The 17,098-nt window shown below is 59.3% G+C and carries 15 protein-coding genes; 5 read left to right on the top strand and 10 right to left on the bottom strand.

The window, feature by feature from the left end; genetic code table 11:
- Nucleotides 1–3 precede the first annotated feature (3 nt).
- From thiP to OQ273_RS22455, 3 genes are all read left to right on the top strand, one after another.
- Entirely contained in the window at nucleotides 4–1,635 is a 1,632-nt protein-coding gene (gene thiP, locus OQ273_RS22465; protein ID WP_267993346.1) for a thiamine/thiamine pyrophosphate ABC transporter permease, read from the top strand.
- Nucleotides 1,632–2,348: a thiamine ABC transporter ATP-binding protein gene (locus OQ273_RS22460; RefSeq protein ID WP_267993345.1), complete on the top strand. Its 717-nt coding sequence runs from the start codon at nucleotides 1,632–1,634 to the stop codon at nucleotides 2,346–2,348. The genes thiP and OQ273_RS22460 overlap by 4 nt, the downstream gene beginning before the upstream one ends.
- 94 nt (nucleotides 2,349–2,442) lie before the next feature.
- Nucleotides 2,443–3,954, top strand: a complete 1,512-nt coding sequence (locus tag OQ273_RS22455) for a M48 family metalloprotease (RefSeq protein ID WP_425493437.1) — start codon at nucleotides 2,443–2,445, stop codon at nucleotides 3,952–3,954.
- Nucleotides 3,955–3,966: 12 nt separating this feature from the next.
- Here the strand turns inward: OQ273_RS22455 and OQ273_RS22450 are convergent, their stop codons facing one another.
- From OQ273_RS22450 to OQ273_RS22420, 7 genes are all read right to left on the bottom strand, one after another.
- Nucleotides 3,967–4,827, bottom strand: coding sequence for an RNA polymerase factor sigma-32 (locus tag OQ273_RS22450; RefSeq protein WP_267993343.1), 861 nt, complete (start codon nucleotides 4,825–4,827; stop codon nucleotides 3,967–3,969).
- Nucleotides 4,828–5,134: 307 nt separating this feature from the next.
- Complete coding sequence (locus OQ273_RS22445; protein WP_267993342.1) at nucleotides 5,135–5,716, bottom strand: CarD family transcriptional regulator; 582 nt, start codon at nucleotides 5,714–5,716, stop codon at nucleotides 5,135–5,137.
- Nucleotides 5,717–6,124: 408 nt separating this feature from the next.
- Nucleotides 6,125–6,463, bottom strand: a complete 339-nt coding sequence (fdxA, locus tag OQ273_RS22440; RefSeq protein WP_267993341.1) for a ferredoxin FdxA — start codon at nucleotides 6,461–6,463, stop codon at nucleotides 6,125–6,127.
- A 239-nt stretch (nucleotides 6,464–6,702) separates the two neighbouring features.
- A complete protein-coding gene (locus tag OQ273_RS22435; protein WP_267993340.1) occupies nucleotides 6,703–7,092 on the bottom strand; it encodes an RNA-binding S4 domain-containing protein in 390 nt (129 codons plus the stop codon).
- Between the two features lie 17 nt (nucleotides 7,093–7,109).
- Nucleotides 7,110–10,172 carry a helicase-related protein gene (locus OQ273_RS22430; protein WP_267993339.1) on the bottom strand — a complete coding sequence of 1,021 codons (3,063 nt, stop codon included), beginning with the start codon at nucleotides 10,170–10,172 and terminating at the stop codon, nucleotides 7,110–7,112.
- Nucleotides 10,173–10,832: 660 nt separating this feature from the next.
- The gene (phbB, locus tag OQ273_RS22425; RefSeq protein WP_267993338.1) at nucleotides 10,833–11,558 is read right to left on the bottom strand and encodes a beta-ketoacyl-ACP reductase; all 726 of its coding nucleotides are present in this window, start codon (nucleotides 11,556–11,558) and stop codon (nucleotides 10,833–10,835) included.
- A gap of 55 nt (nucleotides 11,559–11,613) precedes the next feature.
- Nucleotides 11,614–12,795 (bottom strand): acetyl-CoA C-acetyltransferase, encoded by a 1,182-nt coding sequence (locus OQ273_RS22420; protein WP_267993337.1) that lies wholly within the window; start codon nucleotides 12,793–12,795, stop codon nucleotides 11,614–11,616.
- A 346-nt stretch (nucleotides 12,796–13,141) separates the two neighbouring features.
- On the opposite strand from OQ273_RS22420, the gene phaR reads away from it, so the two are divergent.
- A complete protein-coding gene (gene phaR / locus OQ273_RS22415) occupies nucleotides 13,142–13,738 on the top strand; it encodes a polyhydroxyalkanoate synthesis repressor PhaR (protein WP_267993336.1) in 597 nt (198 codons plus the stop codon).
- Here phaR and OQ273_RS22410 read toward each other — a convergent pair whose 3' ends face one another.
- Nucleotides 13,739–14,494, bottom strand: a complete 756-nt coding sequence (locus tag OQ273_RS22410) for a class I SAM-dependent methyltransferase (protein WP_267993335.1) — start codon at nucleotides 14,492–14,494, stop codon at nucleotides 13,739–13,741.
- A gap of 126 nt (nucleotides 14,495–14,620) precedes the next feature.
- On the opposite strand from OQ273_RS22410, the gene gloB reads away from it, so the two are divergent.
- On the top strand, nucleotides 14,621–15,391 hold the full coding sequence (gloB, locus tag OQ273_RS22405) for a hydroxyacylglutathione hydrolase (RefSeq protein ID WP_267993334.1): 771 nt from the start codon (nucleotides 14,621–14,623) through the stop codon (nucleotides 15,389–15,391).
- On the opposite strand, the gene OQ273_RS22400 is transcribed toward gloB, so the two are convergent.
- Both OQ273_RS22400 and yddG read right to left on the bottom strand, forming a co-directional pair.
- Nucleotides 15,388–16,050 (bottom strand): lysoplasmalogenase, encoded by a 663-nt coding sequence (locus tag OQ273_RS22400; RefSeq protein ID WP_267993333.1) that lies wholly within the window; start codon nucleotides 16,048–16,050, stop codon nucleotides 15,388–15,390. The two genes, gloB and OQ273_RS22400, sit on opposite strands and share 4 nt — an antisense overlap.
- Complete coding sequence (yddG, locus tag OQ273_RS22395; RefSeq protein WP_267993332.1) at nucleotides 16,047–16,928, bottom strand: aromatic amino acid exporter YddG; 882 nt, start codon at nucleotides 16,926–16,928, stop codon at nucleotides 16,047–16,049. The genes OQ273_RS22400 and yddG overlap by 4 nt, the downstream gene beginning before the upstream one ends.
- Nucleotides 16,929–17,098 lie beyond the last annotated feature (170 nt).

Genomic DNA, 17,098 nt, shown 5'->3' with positions numbered 1-17,098 from the left:
ACCATGCTGGGCAGGCGGCAAACGGTCACCGGGATAGGCGCAGGCATATTCGTGCTTTGCGTCATGGCCGGAGTGATCGGCGCCGCCGTACTGGCTCTTATGGGCGCTGCCGCGACCTTCGAAACCACGGGCAGCGCCCTGTTTAGCAGCTATATCTGGAAGGTCACCCAATTCACGCTTCTTCAGGCATGCCTGTCGACTGTGCTGTCCGTCGGCCTGGCAATCCCGCTGGCCCGCGCCCTTGCCCGCCGACAAAGCTTTCCCGGTCGCCGCTGGCTGGTGCGTCTGCTGGCCGTGCCAATCGGCCTTCCACCCATCGTTGCGGCACTTGGCATCATCGAGATCTGGGGCCGGCAGGGCATTATCAACTCGGCGCTGCTGTCTGCCGGCATGTCCGAGCCGGTATCGATCTACGGGCTAGCCGGCATATTGATTGCCCATGTCTTTTTCAACATGCCGCTCGCAACACGCCTGCTTCTTGCCCAGCTCGACCGTGTGCCGCCGGAATACTGGCGCAATGCCAGCCAGCTTGGCCTTGGTTCCTGGACGGTTTTTCGGCTGATAGAGTGGCCTTTCATGCGCAGCAACCTTGCGCCGGTTTGCGGCCTTATCTTCATGCTTTGTGTCACCAGCTTTACCTTGGTGCTGCTGCTCGGCGGCGGACCGGCCGCCACCACCATCGAAGTGGCGATCTATCAGGCGCTGCGGTTTGATTTCGATCCGCAACGCGCCGTCGCACTCGCGCTCATCCAGCTCACCCTGACTTCGGTTTTGTTGGCAATGCTCGCATTGATGGGCGGCTCCCCGAGCGAAGGCGGAACCTCCGGTCAGGCGTCGCAGCGTTTCCCCGCGAAGGGTTCAGCCTCTTTGATCACCGATTTTTCCCTGATCTGCGTATCGGCATTGTTTCTCTTGTCGCCCCTGGTATCTGTCGCTGTCTCGGGACTGCTGGCCGATTTCACCCAGCTGCTGAACGAGGCAATCGTCTGGCGCGCCATCGCGACCAGCCTGGCGATTGCACTTGCCGCGGCCCTTATCTCGATTACCATGGGCCTTTGCCTGATACGGGCGCGCTATGCGGCGCTGCCATTTGCATCCCGGCATGCCTGGGCGCGCCTGTTCCGTTTTTCAACAACCGGTGCATCCAGCCTTGTTCTTCTTGTTCCGCCGATCGTTCTGGGCGCCGGCTGGTTTGTCCTGTTGCGCAGCCATGTCGATGTCTTTGCGATGGCGCCGGTGATTGTCATTGCCGTCAATGCCCTCATGGCCCTGCCATTTGTCATGCGGGTGCTTGAACCCGCTCACACCACACATATGGCGCGTACCGCAAAACTGGTGCAATCACTCGGTATTGCCGGGATCAACCGTCTCGTTCTTGTCGACTGGCCGGGCCTGCGCCGATCTCTGCTTCTGGCAATGGCCTTCGCCATGGCCCTGTCGCTCGGCGATCTGGGAGCGATCGCGCTGTTCGGCAGCCAGGATGTCATTACCCTTCCCTATCTTTTGCTCCAGCGTATGGGCAGCTACCGCACAAGCGATGCGGCGGGGCTGGCGCTCCTGCTCGGTCTTGTGTGCCTTGTCCTCATGATCCTTGCAGACCGCGGGCGCACGAACAGCCACGGGTCCGAACTATGATCGGGCAGTCCGTATCCCTGAAGGCAGCAACGCTGGAACGCGACGGACATCGCATGGTTTTCGACGCCGACATCGCGCCTGGAAAAATTGCCGCGCTCATAGGGCCGTCCGGCGCCGGCAAGACAACGCTTCTCAATCTCATTGCCGGTTTTGAGCGTATTGAAGAAGGCGCGATACGCATCGGCGAAGCCGATATGTCGAAAACCGATCCGGCGGACCGTCCCGTCTCGATGGTCTTTCAGGAAAACAACCTTTTTTCCCACCTCGATATCGCCACCAATGTCCTTTTGGGGATCAGACCGCGGCTATCGGCTGACACGGGTGATCTGGCAACCGTCTCCGCTGCGCTGGAGCGTGTCGGACTGACCGGTTTCGAACGGCGCATGCCCGGCACCTTGTCCGGCGGAGAACGCCAGCGGGTCGCCATTGCGCGGGCGCTCGTCAGGCGTCGGCCTGTGCTCCTGCTGGACGAACCTTTTGCCGCGCTCGGGCCTCGATTACGCCGCGATATGCTGCTATTGGTGAAACAATTGCAGATCGAAACCGGGATGACCGTTTTGATTGTTACCCACCAGCCGCAAGAGGCGGCCGACATTGCAGATGAAATCATATTTCTGGACGCAGGCAAATCCGTTGCGGCGGGCCCGGCGGAAGGTTTTTTCAAGCGCAAGGACATTCCCGGACTGTCCGACTATCTTGGCCACGGAGAATGATGGTATCGACACTATGGCACCAGCATTCAAATTGGGGCATTGGTTATGCTCCATGAACCCATGAGGCGCTGATCCGATCGCATACCTGTCTCAAATAGAAGGATCTTCGAGCACAACGCCGAGGCGCCAGTCGCGTGGGCGGCTTGCAGTGCGGGCCGCCTGCATCGCCGGGCTGTGCCTGTTGCTGGCCGGCTGCCAATCGCTTCTCAATGAAACCTATTCCTCCCCGGTGGGTCCTTCCGACAACCCGCAAACGGTCGGCCGTCTGGAAAAGAACGATCCGCGTGCCCGCCTTGGCGCCCGCGAACATCCCCGGATTGTGGCAAGTTATGGCGGTGAATACAGCGATCCCCAGGTCGAGCGGCTGCTTGCCCGCATCGTCGGCGCGCTGACACTGGCTTCGGAAAACCCGAAACAGACCTACCGCATCACGATCCTCAACTCGCCATCGGTCAATGCCTTCGCCTTGCCGGGCGGATACCTCTATGTGACACGCGGCCTGCTGGCGCTCGCCAATGATTCCTCCGAGGTCGCGGCGGTCATAGCGCATGAAATGGCCCATGTTACGGCCAATCACGGCCTGCAAAGGCAACGTGCCGAGGAAGCCGAGGCGATTGCCGGCCGCGTTGCCAACGAAATCCTGTCGGATGAGATCGACGGGCGTCAGGTGACGGCCCGCAGCAAACTGCGCCTTGCCGCTTTCTCCCGCCAACAGGAATTGCAGGCCGACGTCATTGGCGTGCGCATGCTTGGTGAAGCCGGCTTTGATCCCTACGCCGCCGCCCGGTTCCTGCAATCCATGGAAGCCTACAGCCGTTTCCGGGCCGGAGACGCCGACGCCTCGGACCAGAGCCTGGACTTTCTGTCCACCCACCCCGATGCCCCAAAAAGGCTTGAGCTGGCAAATCGACATGCCCGTGCGTTCGGGCCGCCGGGAACAGGCACGCGCGACCGCGACATGTATCTGAAAGGCATCAACGGGCTGCTTTACGGGGATAGCCCGAATGAAGGCTATGTCAGAGGCCTGACCTTCCTGCATCCAAATCTCGGCATCCGCTTCAGCGTGCCGGAAGGCTTCCAGATCGACAACACCGCGCAGGCCGTCCTGGCCACCGGTCCCGGCGATGTGGCCATCCGGTTCGACGGTGTCACGGACCGCCGGCGCACCGCACTGACCAACTACATCACAAGCGGCTGGGTGAGCGGGCTTATTCCTTCAACCGTACGTTCGGCGAAAATCAACGGCCTCGACGCCGCAACGGCGCGCGCTTCGGCGGACAAGTGGGATTTCGATGTCACGGTTATTCGTGTCAAAAACCGTATCTATCGGCTTTTGACCGCTGCGCCGAAGGGGAGCAGATCCCTTGAAACCACAGCCCGGCTTGTGCGCGATTCGTTCCGCAAACTGTCCTTGGCGGAGGTTGCCGCTTTGAAACCGCTGCGCATTCGCACGGAAACCGTCAAAGCGGGCGATACCGTCACGAGCCTTGCCGGAAAAATGCGCGGCACCAATCGGCGCCTGGAACTGTTCAGATTGCTCAATGCACTGCCACGGGGCAGCAGCTTGTCGGTCGGCCAGGATGTCAAGATCGTGACCGACCGGTAGGGCGGTTCCGGTCTACATGCTGGTGATGGCCGGGGAATCCTTCTCAAGAGCAACCTTGAGCTTCTCCAGCGCACGGTTCTCTATCTGGCGCACGCGTTCCTTGGAAATGCCGAGACTTGTCCCAAGCGCTTCCAGGGTCGCCCCGTTCTCGCTGAGCCGGCGCTCTTTGATGATCTTCATTTCGCGCGGGTTGAGTTTATCAAGCGCAGATTTGATCCACTCCGACCGGCGTTCCTGATCGATCATGATGCTGACCTGTTCATCGGGAAGCGGGTCCTCGCTCTTGAGGAACTCGATCCGGTCCGAGCCCGGCGATTCAGAGTCAGATACCGGCGCATTGAGCGATGTATCGGATCCCGACAGGCGCGCATCCATGACGGCAACATCCTTGACGTTGACGCCAACGGCCAGCGCTATCTCCTGATGGATCGCGCTATCGCCCATGTTCTCGTTGCTGCGCCAGAGCTTGGCGCGCAGACGCCTGAGATTGAAAAACAGCGCCTTTTGCGCAGAGCTTGTCCCGCCGCGAACAATCGACCAGTTGCGCAGGATATAGTCCTGGATGGACGCCCGTATCCACCACGTCGCATAGGTGGAGAACCGCACATCGCGTTCGGGTTCGAACCTTGCCGCCGCTTCAAGCAAGCCGACATGGCCCTCCTGAATGAGGTCGTTCATCGGCAAACCGAAATTTCGAAACTTGGCAGCCATCGAGATGACCAGTCGCATATGGGCGGTGGCAATCTTGTGGAGCGCCTCCTGGTCCTTGTGTTCTTTCCAGCTCACCGCAAGCTCGTGCTCTTCCTCACGGTCGAGATATGGAGCAGCCATGGCTGCCTTGATCATGTCATTTCCGGCACGAACTCCGCTCATGATGCACTCCAAAATGAAAGCCTTCGTAGCTTTCGCTTGAGGTTTCAAAAACCGGTCGGGTCTGAACCCGGTACCCTATTCTTACGGGCAAACGCACGGTTGTTACGTCACAATCGTGTGTGTGGATCACTACAATTGCAATGAAACGCAGTGTTCACCATTTGGGACCAATCGATCCCAAACTCCTAAAACTTGAGTAAAAGATGCAAAAAACCCGGTCGATGACCGGGTTTTTGCTCATTTCCAGCGAATAATCTTGTGTCGCGATCGCGCGTTCACATTCCGGTGAACTTTACAAAATCAACACTTAAGCTGCTGCTTCCTGCGTTTCGCCATCATTGACGCCGTCTTCGGAAGCGGCCTTGCCGCGCTTCGGACCCTTGTTCAGATTGGTCTCGATCAGACGCACAGCCTCGGTTTCCGAGAGCTTGTTGACGGCAGCAATCTCCCGCGCCATCCGGTCAAGTGCCGCCTCATAAAGCTGGCGCTCCGAATAGGACTGCTCCGGCTGGTTTTCAGCTCGATAGAGATCGCGAACAACCTCGGCGATCGAAATCAGGTCGCCGGAATTGATCTTGGCGTCATATTCCTGCGCGCGGCGCGACCACATGGTGCGCTTGATGCGCGCGCGGCCCTGCACCACTTTCAGAGAACGGTCGACAAAGTCCGTTTCGGCAAGCTTGCGCATGCCGATTGAGGATGCCTTGGCAACCGGAACCTTGAGCCGCATTTTGTCCTTTTCGAAATCGATAACAAAAAGCTCAAGCTTGTGACCGGCAACTTCCTGCTCTTCGATTGCAACAATCTGACCGACCCCATGGGCTGGATAGACAATGTACTCGTTCGTCTTGAAACCCTGACGCTGAGAAGACTTTTTCTGGGTTGTCATGCGTTCTTTTTACTCCCTATTACAGCCCCGGAGAACGCCGGGTTAGGTACCGATCCGCACCGCAGGCAGAGCTGACGGGAATGTCGGCCTGTTGCCTTTCGCCTTCAATCGCACACGTGGACAATCAACACATCCGGCCATACGTGACAGCCGTCCAAGCAAGCTGCTGTCAGATGAACTCAGGTTCGCGGGGATGTTTTTCTTCCGTGAGCGTGGCATTTACGGCAGGCCCCTGGACCTGCCTGTGATCAGTTTGACACAACTATCACAAAAATCCGCGCAAATCAATAATTTGCCGCACTTGCACACACGCGCGGCCGGCTCAATCCATTATATTGGTTAACTTACGCCCGTTTTCAAGATGAACTCCGTTGGCCGCGTGGCACGATGCACGGCGCCAGGTGGCGTTCAGTCACCTTCACCTGGCTCGGCGGAAAAGAACTTTTCAAACTTTCCTTCCATGCCGTCGTGCGCATCCGCATCGGGAAGCGGGTCTTTCTTCATGGTGATATTGGGCCACTTTTCGGCATATTCCGTGTTGATCTGCAGCCATTTCTCGAGACCGGGCTCCGTGTCCGGCTTGATGGCTTCCGCCGGGCATTCCGGTTCGCACACACCGCAATCGATACATTCGTCCGGGTGGATCACGAGCATGTTCTCGCCCTCGTAGAAACAGTCAACCGGACACACTTCCACGCAATCGGTGTATTTGCATTTGATGCAATTGTCGTTGACGATATATGTCATGAACGGCTCCGGTTTCGGCATGCGCGAGTGTTGAACAATCGTTCAGGTAGCGGCTTTGATTTGCCTTGGCAAGACCATGGTTACGCCTGGAGACGCAGTGTGGCCCTCAGGCGCGGAAGCTCCAGAAACCGCATTCCAAATTTGCCTGTATCGCCGAACAAATGCGCCAACTTGATGCCGGAATCGGAAAGCGGGATTGCGTCTGGTACAATTTGTCGCATCCACACGCGGCGGCGCGGCTACTCGTCCGAAGACTTCAATTTATCCAACTGCCTTCGCTCACGCTTGGTCGGGCGTCCGCTGCCTGCCTCCCGGTACGGGGCAAGCGCGGGCGTTGCCGTGCGGTCGCGGGCAACGGGGGGTGGACTTATATCTTCGTAGAGCATCTTGGCTTCCGAATAGGGGCCTCGCCGTTCTGCAAACCCGACGATTTTGAGAACCAGAATCTTGCGATCAAGCGTGACGGTGAGCACATCCTCGCATCCCACCTGCCTGCTGGGCTGATCGATCTTGTCACCATTGAGCCTGACGCGGCCCGATTGTGCGAGCTTGGCGGCAAGCGAGCGGGATTTTACGACACGTGCGAAATAGAGCCATTTGTCAATCCGCTGCCTGGCTTCGCTGGTCATGGCGTGTCAGCCGGCCCTCACTTGTTGAGTTGCTCTTTGAGAGCCGCCAGCTTGGCAAAGGGCGAATCCGGATCGATCGGCTTATTCGTGCGCGGCGGACGGGACGAGAAGCCTCCCGGCTTGCCCTTGCCCGACTTGCCTTTGAAATTGCCCTTGCCCTTTTTGGGTCCGCGTTCGCCATCGCGGTGCCTGCCCTGCTGCTTTCCCGGACCGGCTCCCTTGCGCTGATTATGATGGCGGCCACGGCCACGCTGACCATCGGTACGTCCGGCCGGGCGCCACAGGAGGACAGGCTTGGGTGGCTCGGCTTCCCCTTCGTCAGTCTTTGCAGAAACGGCACCATCGTCAGCCTCTTCTGCCTCTGGCGCATTTGCATCGGGCGAAGCCGCCTCTTCCGGTGGCGAATTCGCCACTGCATTTTCAGTGACCACGATTTCCGTTTCGGCCTTTTGCGCTTCCGCCTCATCGGCACCGGCAGTTTCTTCTGGCTTTGCCGACGGTTCGGCCTCGGCCTTGACGTCTTTCGCTGCCCCATCTGTTGCCACAGTCGCGTCAGGTTTCGCGCCAGCCTCTGCGGCCTTTGCATCCAGCGCTACCAGGTGGGCCTCCGCTTCTTCTGCACTGACCTGCTCCGACCGATAGCCAAGGCCCTTGAGAATCTCCTCGATATCATCCGCGGTGGCGCCGAGTATGGAGAGCATGGCCGGGGTCGTGACGAACCGGCGACCGTCATAGGCGCCCTCCGGCCGCGGCCCCGCATCCTCTTTCCATTGCAAAAGCGGCCTGATGATATCCGCGAGCCGCTCAAGAATATCGATCCGCACCGCGCGCTTGCCCAGGAAGCGGAATCCGGCAAGCCGGTAAAATTCCCGTTCATAGGAGGGATCCGTAACAACCGATGTCCGGCCGGCCGCCAGCGCTGATGTGATTTCGCCATATCCCGGCTTGTCAAATCCATCATTTCGCAGTGACCACAAGAGTGTGATCATCTCCGCAGGAGCCGGTTTCAGCAGCGCCGGCATGAACACGTGATAGGCACCGAAGCGAATGCCGTAACGGCGCAGCGTGCCGCGCGCATCCTGATCGAGCGCTTTTACATCGGCGGCGACATCCCGCCGGAACAAAATTCCGAAGGCTTCCACCAGACGAAAAGCCAACCCCTTGGAAAGGCCCTCAAGGTCTTCGGCGGCAGCCAGGTCATCAAGCGGCTTGAGGACGGTCCCGATGTGATGTCCGACAAAACGCTCGATACGCGCCGAGACCACGTCACGTGCTTGCTGCGTCAATTGTTCGTCGGCTAACAGGACTGCCCGCGGACGCAAGATATTGTCGCTCTCGGCAAGGCGCGCAATCGGATCACCCATCCAACGGACGAACCCGTCGGAAGACAATGCAAAATCATTGTTACCGGATGCGTGCAGCCGCGCCGCGCGCGCCTCGAACTCCAGCGCCAGAGATTTTTGGGCCGCCGCAAGCACCGCCTTGGCGTCCGGACCCTCGGCACTGGAATCGGGCGTGAACCGGAATCCGTTCAACTGTCCGACATGGTGTCCCTCGACAAAAACGTCCCCATCGACGCCGATTTCAGCTTCAAGCATAGCGTTCTCTCTTAACCGCTTCATGAGCACAGATGTCCTGCGGTCAACAAAGCGTTTCGTCAACCTTTCATGCAACGCATCCGACAACCGATCCTCGATTTCGCGCGTCTTTTCTTGCCAGTGTGACGGATTCGCAAGCCAACCGGGCCTGTTTGCCGCGTATGTCCAGGTTCTGATTTGCGAAATGCGCGCCGACAGCGTGTCGATTTCCCCGTCGGTCCGGTCCGCCCGCCGCACCTGTTCGGCAACATAATCCTCGCGCACATGGCCCTGTTCGACAATGTCGCAAAAAATTGTGGCAATCAGATCGGCATGCTGTGCCGGCGCGATTTTGCGGTAATCGGGCAGTGCGCACACATCCCAAAGCCGCTCAACCGCCTCAGGTCCCCTGGCCATCCGCACCACATCGCTATCGCGGGACAGATAATCGAGTGCCTGCCTGTCGACCGCGGGCAGCGCCCGTGTAAGCCCCTGCCGTGTCGGCGCTTCGTCCAGACTGGCGCAAAGATCGTTGAGCGATGAGAAGTCGAACATCTTGCTGCGCCACTGCAGTACCTTGAGCGGCTCGAAATCGTGACTCTCTATCCGTTCGACAACCTCGTCGGGGAAAGGGTCGACCCGCCCGGTCACGCCAAAGGTCCCGTCCCGCATATAGCGGCCGGCGCGGCCGGCGATCTGGCCGAGTTCGGTCGGATTCAGATTGCGGAACTGGTAGCCGTCGAACTTTCTGTCCTGGGCAAAGGCGACATGATCAACGTCGAGATTGAGCCCCATGCCGATGGCATCGGTTGCCACCAGATATTCGACGTCGCCCTGCTGATAGAGCGCCACCTGCGCATTGCGGGTTCGAGGGCTCAAGGCGCCTAGCACAACAGCGGCGCCACCGCGCTGGCGGCGGATCAGTTCGGCGATGGCATAAACCTCGTCGGCCGAAAAGGCCACGACGGCCGAACGGCGCGGCAGCCGGGTGATCTTCTTGGATCCCGAATAGGCAAGATGCGAGAGCCGCGGCCGCGAGACCACGGTCAGGCCGGGCAGCAAGCTTTCAAGGATGGGCCGCATTGTTGCCGCGCCCAGAAGCAACGTTTCCTCGCGGCCCCTCAGATTGAGGAGCCGGTCCGTAAAGACATGCCCGCGCTCCAGGTCGCCGGCCAGTTGCACCTCGTCGATGGCGACAAACTCGACGTCCGTTTCCTTCGGCATCGCTTCGACGGTGCAGACGGAATACCGCGCGCCCTGCGGGCTGATCTTTTCTTCGCCGGTAATGAGCGCAACATTGGCCCGCCCCGCCTTTTCGCAGATGCGCTCATAGACCTCGCGGGCAAGCAGCCGCAAAGGCAGGCCGATCACCCCGCTGCCATGCGCCACCATGCGCTCGATGGCATAGTGGGTCTTGCCGGTATTTGTCGGCCCGAGCACCGCGGTTACCCCGCGTCCGCTGTGGACGGCCGCCCTGTTGTCTTGCTGTGTGGATTGGAGCATCAAACGTGAAACATCTGCGATTGGATTGCGGGGTTCTTACCACGGCAAATGGTGCTGCACACGGCAAATTTCATCTCTGCGGTTAACAATTGGAACAGGGGCGGAACGAAACGGCGACGAATCACTGACTCATCAAGATTCAGGGTTTGTTCACGGCAAAATCTGCGCCTGCGCGACAAAGCCACCACTAGATGCTGAATCGGCTGTCGACCCCGAATTGCAGATAATGCCGAATTTGGACTGTCAGCGTTAACGATTTGCCTCAAGGTGCCTGACCGATCCGAACATTATGGTTAACAGCCTGTAAACGCTCGCAAAAACTTAACGGTTCCTAAACGGGAAAATACCGAATTTTCGCGATATGCGTTAACAATACGATCAAAGGCGGAACGAAACGGCGACGAATCGCTGACCGGCACACGTTCCTGTTTTGTCCACACAACATCTATCCCGCCGCAACGGCTCAGCCACAAGTCAGGACGGCTGGAGGCCCTCGTATGACGTGCCGGGCAGGGCCAATCGTTAACAACAGACGCTGTCACGTCATGAAAAAAGTTAATACGCACTGACCGGCGCCAAGGGGCCGACGACGAAAAACGAATCGGAAAACAAAAAGGCGGCGCCCATCGGACGCCGCCTTTTTATGAAAAATATGCGTTATCAGGCGAAATATTGCCCACCATTGGCTGATATGGTCGAGCCGGTTATGAAACCGGCATCATCCGATGCCAGGAAGACGACACAGCGCGCAATCTCTTCAGGCTCGCCCAGACGGCCGACCGGGATCAGCGGCAGAATGCGCTCGTTGAGAACCTTCTCGGGCACGGCCCGCACCATCTCGGTGCCGATATAGCCAGGGCAAATGGCATTCACGGTGATGCCCTTGGCGGCGCCTTCCTGAGCCAATGTCTTGGTCAGGCCGATATCACCGGCCTTGGCGGCGGAATAGTTTGCCTGCCCCATCTGACCCTTCTGACCGTTGATGGAAGAGATGTTGATTACGCGTCCGAAGCCGCGCTCACGCATGCCGGGCCAGACGGGGTGCGTCATGTTGAACAGACCCGTCAGGTTGGTGCTGATCACATCGTTCCAGTTTTCCGGTGTCATCTTGTGGAACATGGCATCGCGCGTGATGCCGGCATTGTTGACCAGGATCGCAACCGGCCCGAGATCGGCTTCCACCTTGGCAATCCCGTCGGCGCAGGACTGGTAGTCCGAAACGTCCCACTTATAGACGGGAATTCCCGTCTCTTCCTTGAAGGCATTGGCCTTTTCGTCATTGCCCGCATAGTTGGCGGCGACGCTGTAGCCGGCTTCCTTGAGGGCAACCGAAATCGCGGCGCCGATGCCTCGCGTTCCGCCCGTGACAACTGCAACTTTACTCATAACACCTCCCGGAGGTTTCTATGCGCGTGCCCAATGATGGCACGCGCTGGTTTTCCTAGCTGCGCTCAATGCACATCGCGACACCCATTCCGCCGCCGATGCACAGCGTGGCAAGGCCCTTCTTGGCATCCCGGCGCTGCATTTCGAAAAGCAGCGTATTGAGCACCCGCGCACCGGACGCGCCGATCGGGTGGCCGATGGCAATCGCACCGCCATTCACATTGACGATCTCTGGATCCCAGCCGAGATCCTTGTTTACCGCACAGGCCTGGGCGGCAAACGCTTCATTGGCTTCGACCAGCTCCAGGTCGGCGATTGTCCAGCCGGCGCGTTCCAGCGCCTTCTTGGAAGCCGGGATCGGCCCGGTTCCCATGATCTGCGGATCAACGCCCGCCGTTGCCCAGGATACGATCTTGGCCATCGGCTTGATGCCGCGCTTGGCCGCTTCTTCTTCACTCATCAGCACGGTCGCCGCCGCGCCGTCATTAATGCCGGACGCATTGGCCGCCGTCACCGTGCCGTCTTTCGAGAACGCCGGGCGCAGCTTTGCCATCTGTTCGATCGATGCACCGTGACGGATATACTCGTCATCTTCGACGATTATGTCGCCCTTGCGGGTCTTGACGGTGAACGGCACGATCTCGTCCTTGAACCGACCGGCTTTCTGCGCCGCTTCGGCCTTGTTCTGCGAGGCGACGGCAAAGGTGTCCTGGTCTTCGCGCGTGAGCTGCCAGCGCTCGGCGACATTCTCGGCCGTGTTGCCCATATGGTAGCCGTAAAACGCATCCGTCAGGCCGTCCTTGATCATCGTGTCGATCATTTTGAGATCGCCCATCTTCTGACCGGAGCGCAAATGGGCGCAATGCGGCGCCATGGACATGGATTCCTGGCCGCCGGCGACGACAATCGACGCATCGCCCGTGGCGATCTGCTGCATGCCGACCGCAACCGCGCGCAATCCGGATCCGCAAAGCTGGTTCAGACCCCAGGCCGTTGCTTCATGCGGAATGCCGGCGCTCATGGCCGCCTGGCGGGCGGGGTTCTGGCCTTCGCCGGCCTGCAGTATCTGGCCCATGATCACTTCGTCGACATCGGAGGGGTCCACGCCGGCCCGCTCAAGGGCGCCGGAGATGGCGCAGGCGCCAAGCTCATGGGCAGGGACCGTCGCAAAGGCGCCGTTGAAGGATCCCACGGCCGTTCGAGCCGCGCTGGCGATTACGATTGAAGGTTGTGTCATAGAATTTCCCCGAAGGTTGGATTGTCGTCCAGGATCGTGTCACCGGTGAAAGTGAAGCAGGTTGATGCGGAAGTCAAACGCACCTGCAGCATTTGCGCTAATCCTTGCATCCTTTCGTTTCCGGCCGGATCGGCACGTCATACTCGCCGCATTGCACAAACCATTTGAAATAATGCTATACTTTTTCCGGAACTCATGATCATGTGGTTGTCATTGTTGAATTTTGCACCCTTTTCGGGGGTGCCGACCGGCGCAAAAAGAACTGATTTTTGCCACGCGCAATCATCAAGAGACCGCCTCGAAACGGGGCAGTCATCGGGCATCCGCCGGCAGGGAGGTAGCATGTATGGCAAAGGCTGATGGGCAGATTGTCATAAAGAAGTACGCCAATCGCCGGCTCTACAATACCGGCACCAGCACCTATGTGACGCTGGACGACCTGGCGGTCATGGTCAAGAACGGCGACGATTTTGTGGTTGTGGACGCCAAGTCGGGCGACGACATTACCCACTCAGTGCTGACCCAGATCATTTTCGAGCAGGAATCCAAGACCGGCAACACGCTCCTGCCCGTCTCCTTTCTTCGCCAGCTCATTTCCTATTATGGCGACCAGATGCAGATGCTTGTTCCAAGTTATCTGGAACACTCGATGAGCGCCTTTACCGCACAGCAGGATCAGATGCGCGAGCAGATGACAAAGGCGTTCGGTGAAACGCAGATGGCGCGCAATATGCAGATGCCCATGCAGGTGATGGAAGAGCAGGTGCGCCGCAACACCGAGATGTTCCAGCAGGCCATGCAGATGTTTTCGCCCTTTGCCGGCGCACAGGGCACGGAAGCCCCGGCCACCGAGGACAAGGCAAAATCCGACAATGCCGACCTCAAGGAGCTGAAGGATCAGCTGAGAGCCCTGCAGGACAAGCTCGATTCCATGGACGGCTGATCAGGTCCTGCCGATGCCGCATCGGCTGGCCCGCGAGGCGCCCTGAGGCGCAAGCACCGGCACGAAGACCCGCCGGGACGCGCGTTCGGCTACCGGCAAACCCTGATAAAGACGTTTTTGCGCTTCGACGACCACGAGGCCGCTGAAGAGCGGCCAGTAACGCCTGCCGAGGCGTTCGGTCGTCCGCGCCATGCTTTGAATAGCCTTGTGCCGCGACGGCGGAAAAAACAGTGCCTCGGCAAACGCGCCGGGCGTAAAGCTCGCATCGCGCAAAAGGCCGGTAATCTGGTTGCGCGAATAGGGTGTGCCCGAGCCGAAGGGCGTATGATCAAGACGTGCCCACATGCCGCGGCGGTTCGGCACCACAATCACCAAACGGCCGCCGGGCGCCAGAACCCGCCAGGCTTCCATCAGGGTCTCACGCGGGTTTTCGGCGTATTCCAGCGCATGGATCATCAGGATCCGGTCAACCGATGCATCGGCAAGAGGCAATTCCTCGTCGAAGACCAGTGCCGTCGCCGACACCTCAAGGGTCGGCCAATTTATCGCGCCCTGCCCGGCGGGCATGAAGGCAAAGGCGCGTTCCGCATCGGCCCTGAAACGGTCGAGATAGGGGACGGCATATCCCAGCCCCATCAGCCGCTCGCCAGGCAGTTTTGCCCAGAGCGATGACAGGGCCATGGCAATGGCATCCTCGGCAAGCTTTCCGAGCCGGGTATGGTAAAACTGCCGCAAATCGACGATATCGGTATGCATGTCTATAAACCTAATGCGTGACAGGACTAAATTGAACCGTGCCGGTCCTGCCGATCCAACTTGACGTTAACGCCGGCGGCAAGCGCATGCCGACGATAGTCGCAATATTATTTCTGGGAGACAGCAATGTCTGAATTGGTGATCGAACAATTTCCATGTCGGCAGGACAATTACGGCGTCCTGATCCATGACCCGCAGACGGGTGTCACCGGTTCGATCGACGCCCCTGAGGAAGCGCCCATTGTCGAGGCGCTGGAGAGCAGAGGCTGGTCACTCAACCATATCCTCGTCACCCATCACCATACTGATCATGTCGAGGCGAATGCCGCTTTAAAGCAACGCTACGGCGCCAACATCATCGGACCTGCCGCGGAAGCAAAAAAAATACCGGGTATCGATGAAACAGTATCGGAAGGCGACCGTTTCCATTTCGGTGGGTTCGAGGTTCAGGTGATCGAAACCCCGGGGCATACGCTGGGTCACATCTGTTACTATATCCCCGGCGCATCCGTTCTTTTTGCCGCCGACACGCTTTTTGCCCTTGGCTGCGGGCGGGTTTTCGAGGGAACACCCGAACAGATGCACACATCGCTGCAGAAACTTGCCGCGCTCCCCGACGACACGACCGTCTATTGCGGTCATGAATACACCATGTCGAACGCTGCTTTTGCGGTGACGATCGAGCCGGGAAACAAGGCACTGGAGCGGCGCGCTGAGGAGATCGCCAGGCTGAGGGACGCGCACCGTCCGACACTGCCGACGACCATCGGCCTCGAAAGAGCCACCAACCCGTTTCTTCGCACCGGCGAGACAGCCATCCGCGACCTGCTCGCCATGGGCGAGGCAAGCGATGCGGAAGTTTTTGCCGAGATACGCCGCCGCAAGGACAGTTTCTAAAATCCCAGAACTGCCAGCGTGATGAGAAGCTGGGCGAGGTAATAACTCGCCCAGACGAAGAGCGCGCGCCAGGGCGTTCCTTCTTCGGCCGGCATGAGGAAACGCTGAAGCGCCAGAACCGTGTCGGACGCCACGAACAATAGGGCGCCCGCAACAACACCCCAACCGGACATCATGAGCGAAAAGAGCGCCATCAGGGCGATAACCACCACATAGGCGCTCACAGCCGCTTTAAGCGCACCGGTGGCCGGCAAGAGCCTGCGCGCAACCACCGCGCAAAAACCGATGATTGCAATGGCAATGATGATGCGAAGCGGCTGCTCTGAGAAAAGGTCGATACGTCCTTCAGTAACAAACAACGCGATATAGGCCACATGGCCGAGTAAAAACGCCCCAATGCCAAGTTGGAATGCCCGGTCGTCGTCCTGCGCCAAAAGTGCATCGCCGATGGCGCAGGCAAGCAGCCCGGCGGTTAGAAGAACCGGCCCGTTTGCCAACACCGAAAGGACGGCAAGGAGAGCGATAGCCAGCGTTTTGACGCCGGTACGGCGCGCCGAGGGCGGCCTTGAAACCATCAACAGATAAAGAAACGCCGCCACAGCCGAAAACAGCAACGTGCCCGGAAGCGGGGTATCGAGACCGTACTCAAAAAGGCTCATACCCGCTCTCCCTTGCGGCCGCGCGCAAACAGCAAATCCTTTGCCGCCAGCACCGCTCCTCCGGTGATCAGAACGCAGGCCACTGCGATGTGCCAGTCGGCTTGCCCCGCGCCGGCTGCGATCAGGATCAGCGTGGACAGCAGCGGTGCCGCATAGCTTGCCGTTCCAAGAATTTGGATATTGCCGCGCTTGACCCCGTAGTCCCAGGCGTAAAAAGCCGCGCCGACGGGCAGGAGGCCCAGCCCGGCAACGGCGGCCCATTGCACGGCCCCGACCGGCCACACCGTTTCTTCCAGCGCCAGATGACAAAGCAGCGACAGGAGTGCCGTCAGCCCACAGAAACCTGTCACCACATCCGTCGGCACCGCCCCGAAACGCCTGGAAAGCAACGAATATCCAGACCAGGTGAAGGCGCAAAGCAGCGCAGCGCCGTAACCGAACAAAAACCGGTCGTCGAAGGAAAGGCCGTTCCTTGAAACGATGAGAACAGTTCCCAAAAGCCCAGCAAGAGCACCCGCCACATGCTGCCATCCAAGCCGTTCGCCGGGCAAAAGAGCCGAACCGACAACAATCAGCAGCGGCCAGAGATAAGCAATCAGACCGGCCTCAACGGGCGGCGCGTTCCGCAGGGCCGTGAAATACAGAAAATGATAGCCGAACAGACCGCCGACCCCGAGCAACCAGACGGGCAAGGGCTGACGCAGGATCGTCCAAAATCCCGATGGCCGGGCTGCAAGAGCGGCAAGACCAATGGCCGTGCCGATGGTAAAACACATGGCGGCGAGCTGAAAGGGCGGAACCTTACCTGAAGACGCCGTCAGCAGCGCAAGCAGCGACCACATGACAATGGCGCTAAATCCGATAAGCGTTGCCTGCATGGACGCCGTTTTCTCCGAAAATATGTAAGATCAGCAAAAGCGCCGCAAGGTCTAACCCAATCACCACTGCAGCGCCAGCTTTCACTTGACGCGCGCGCCACCGCCGACTATAGAACCGCGACTTTCCAATTACAGGCCAGAAAGCTGCGGTCGGAGCACGGCACCGCACA

It is taken from the genome of Hoeflea prorocentri, assembly GCF_027944115.1.
GTDB classification, from domain to species: domain Bacteria; phylum Pseudomonadota; class Alphaproteobacteria; order Rhizobiales; family Rhizobiaceae; genus Hoeflea_A; species Hoeflea_A prorocentri.
This window is presented reverse-complemented; position numbering and strand designations above follow the sequence as displayed.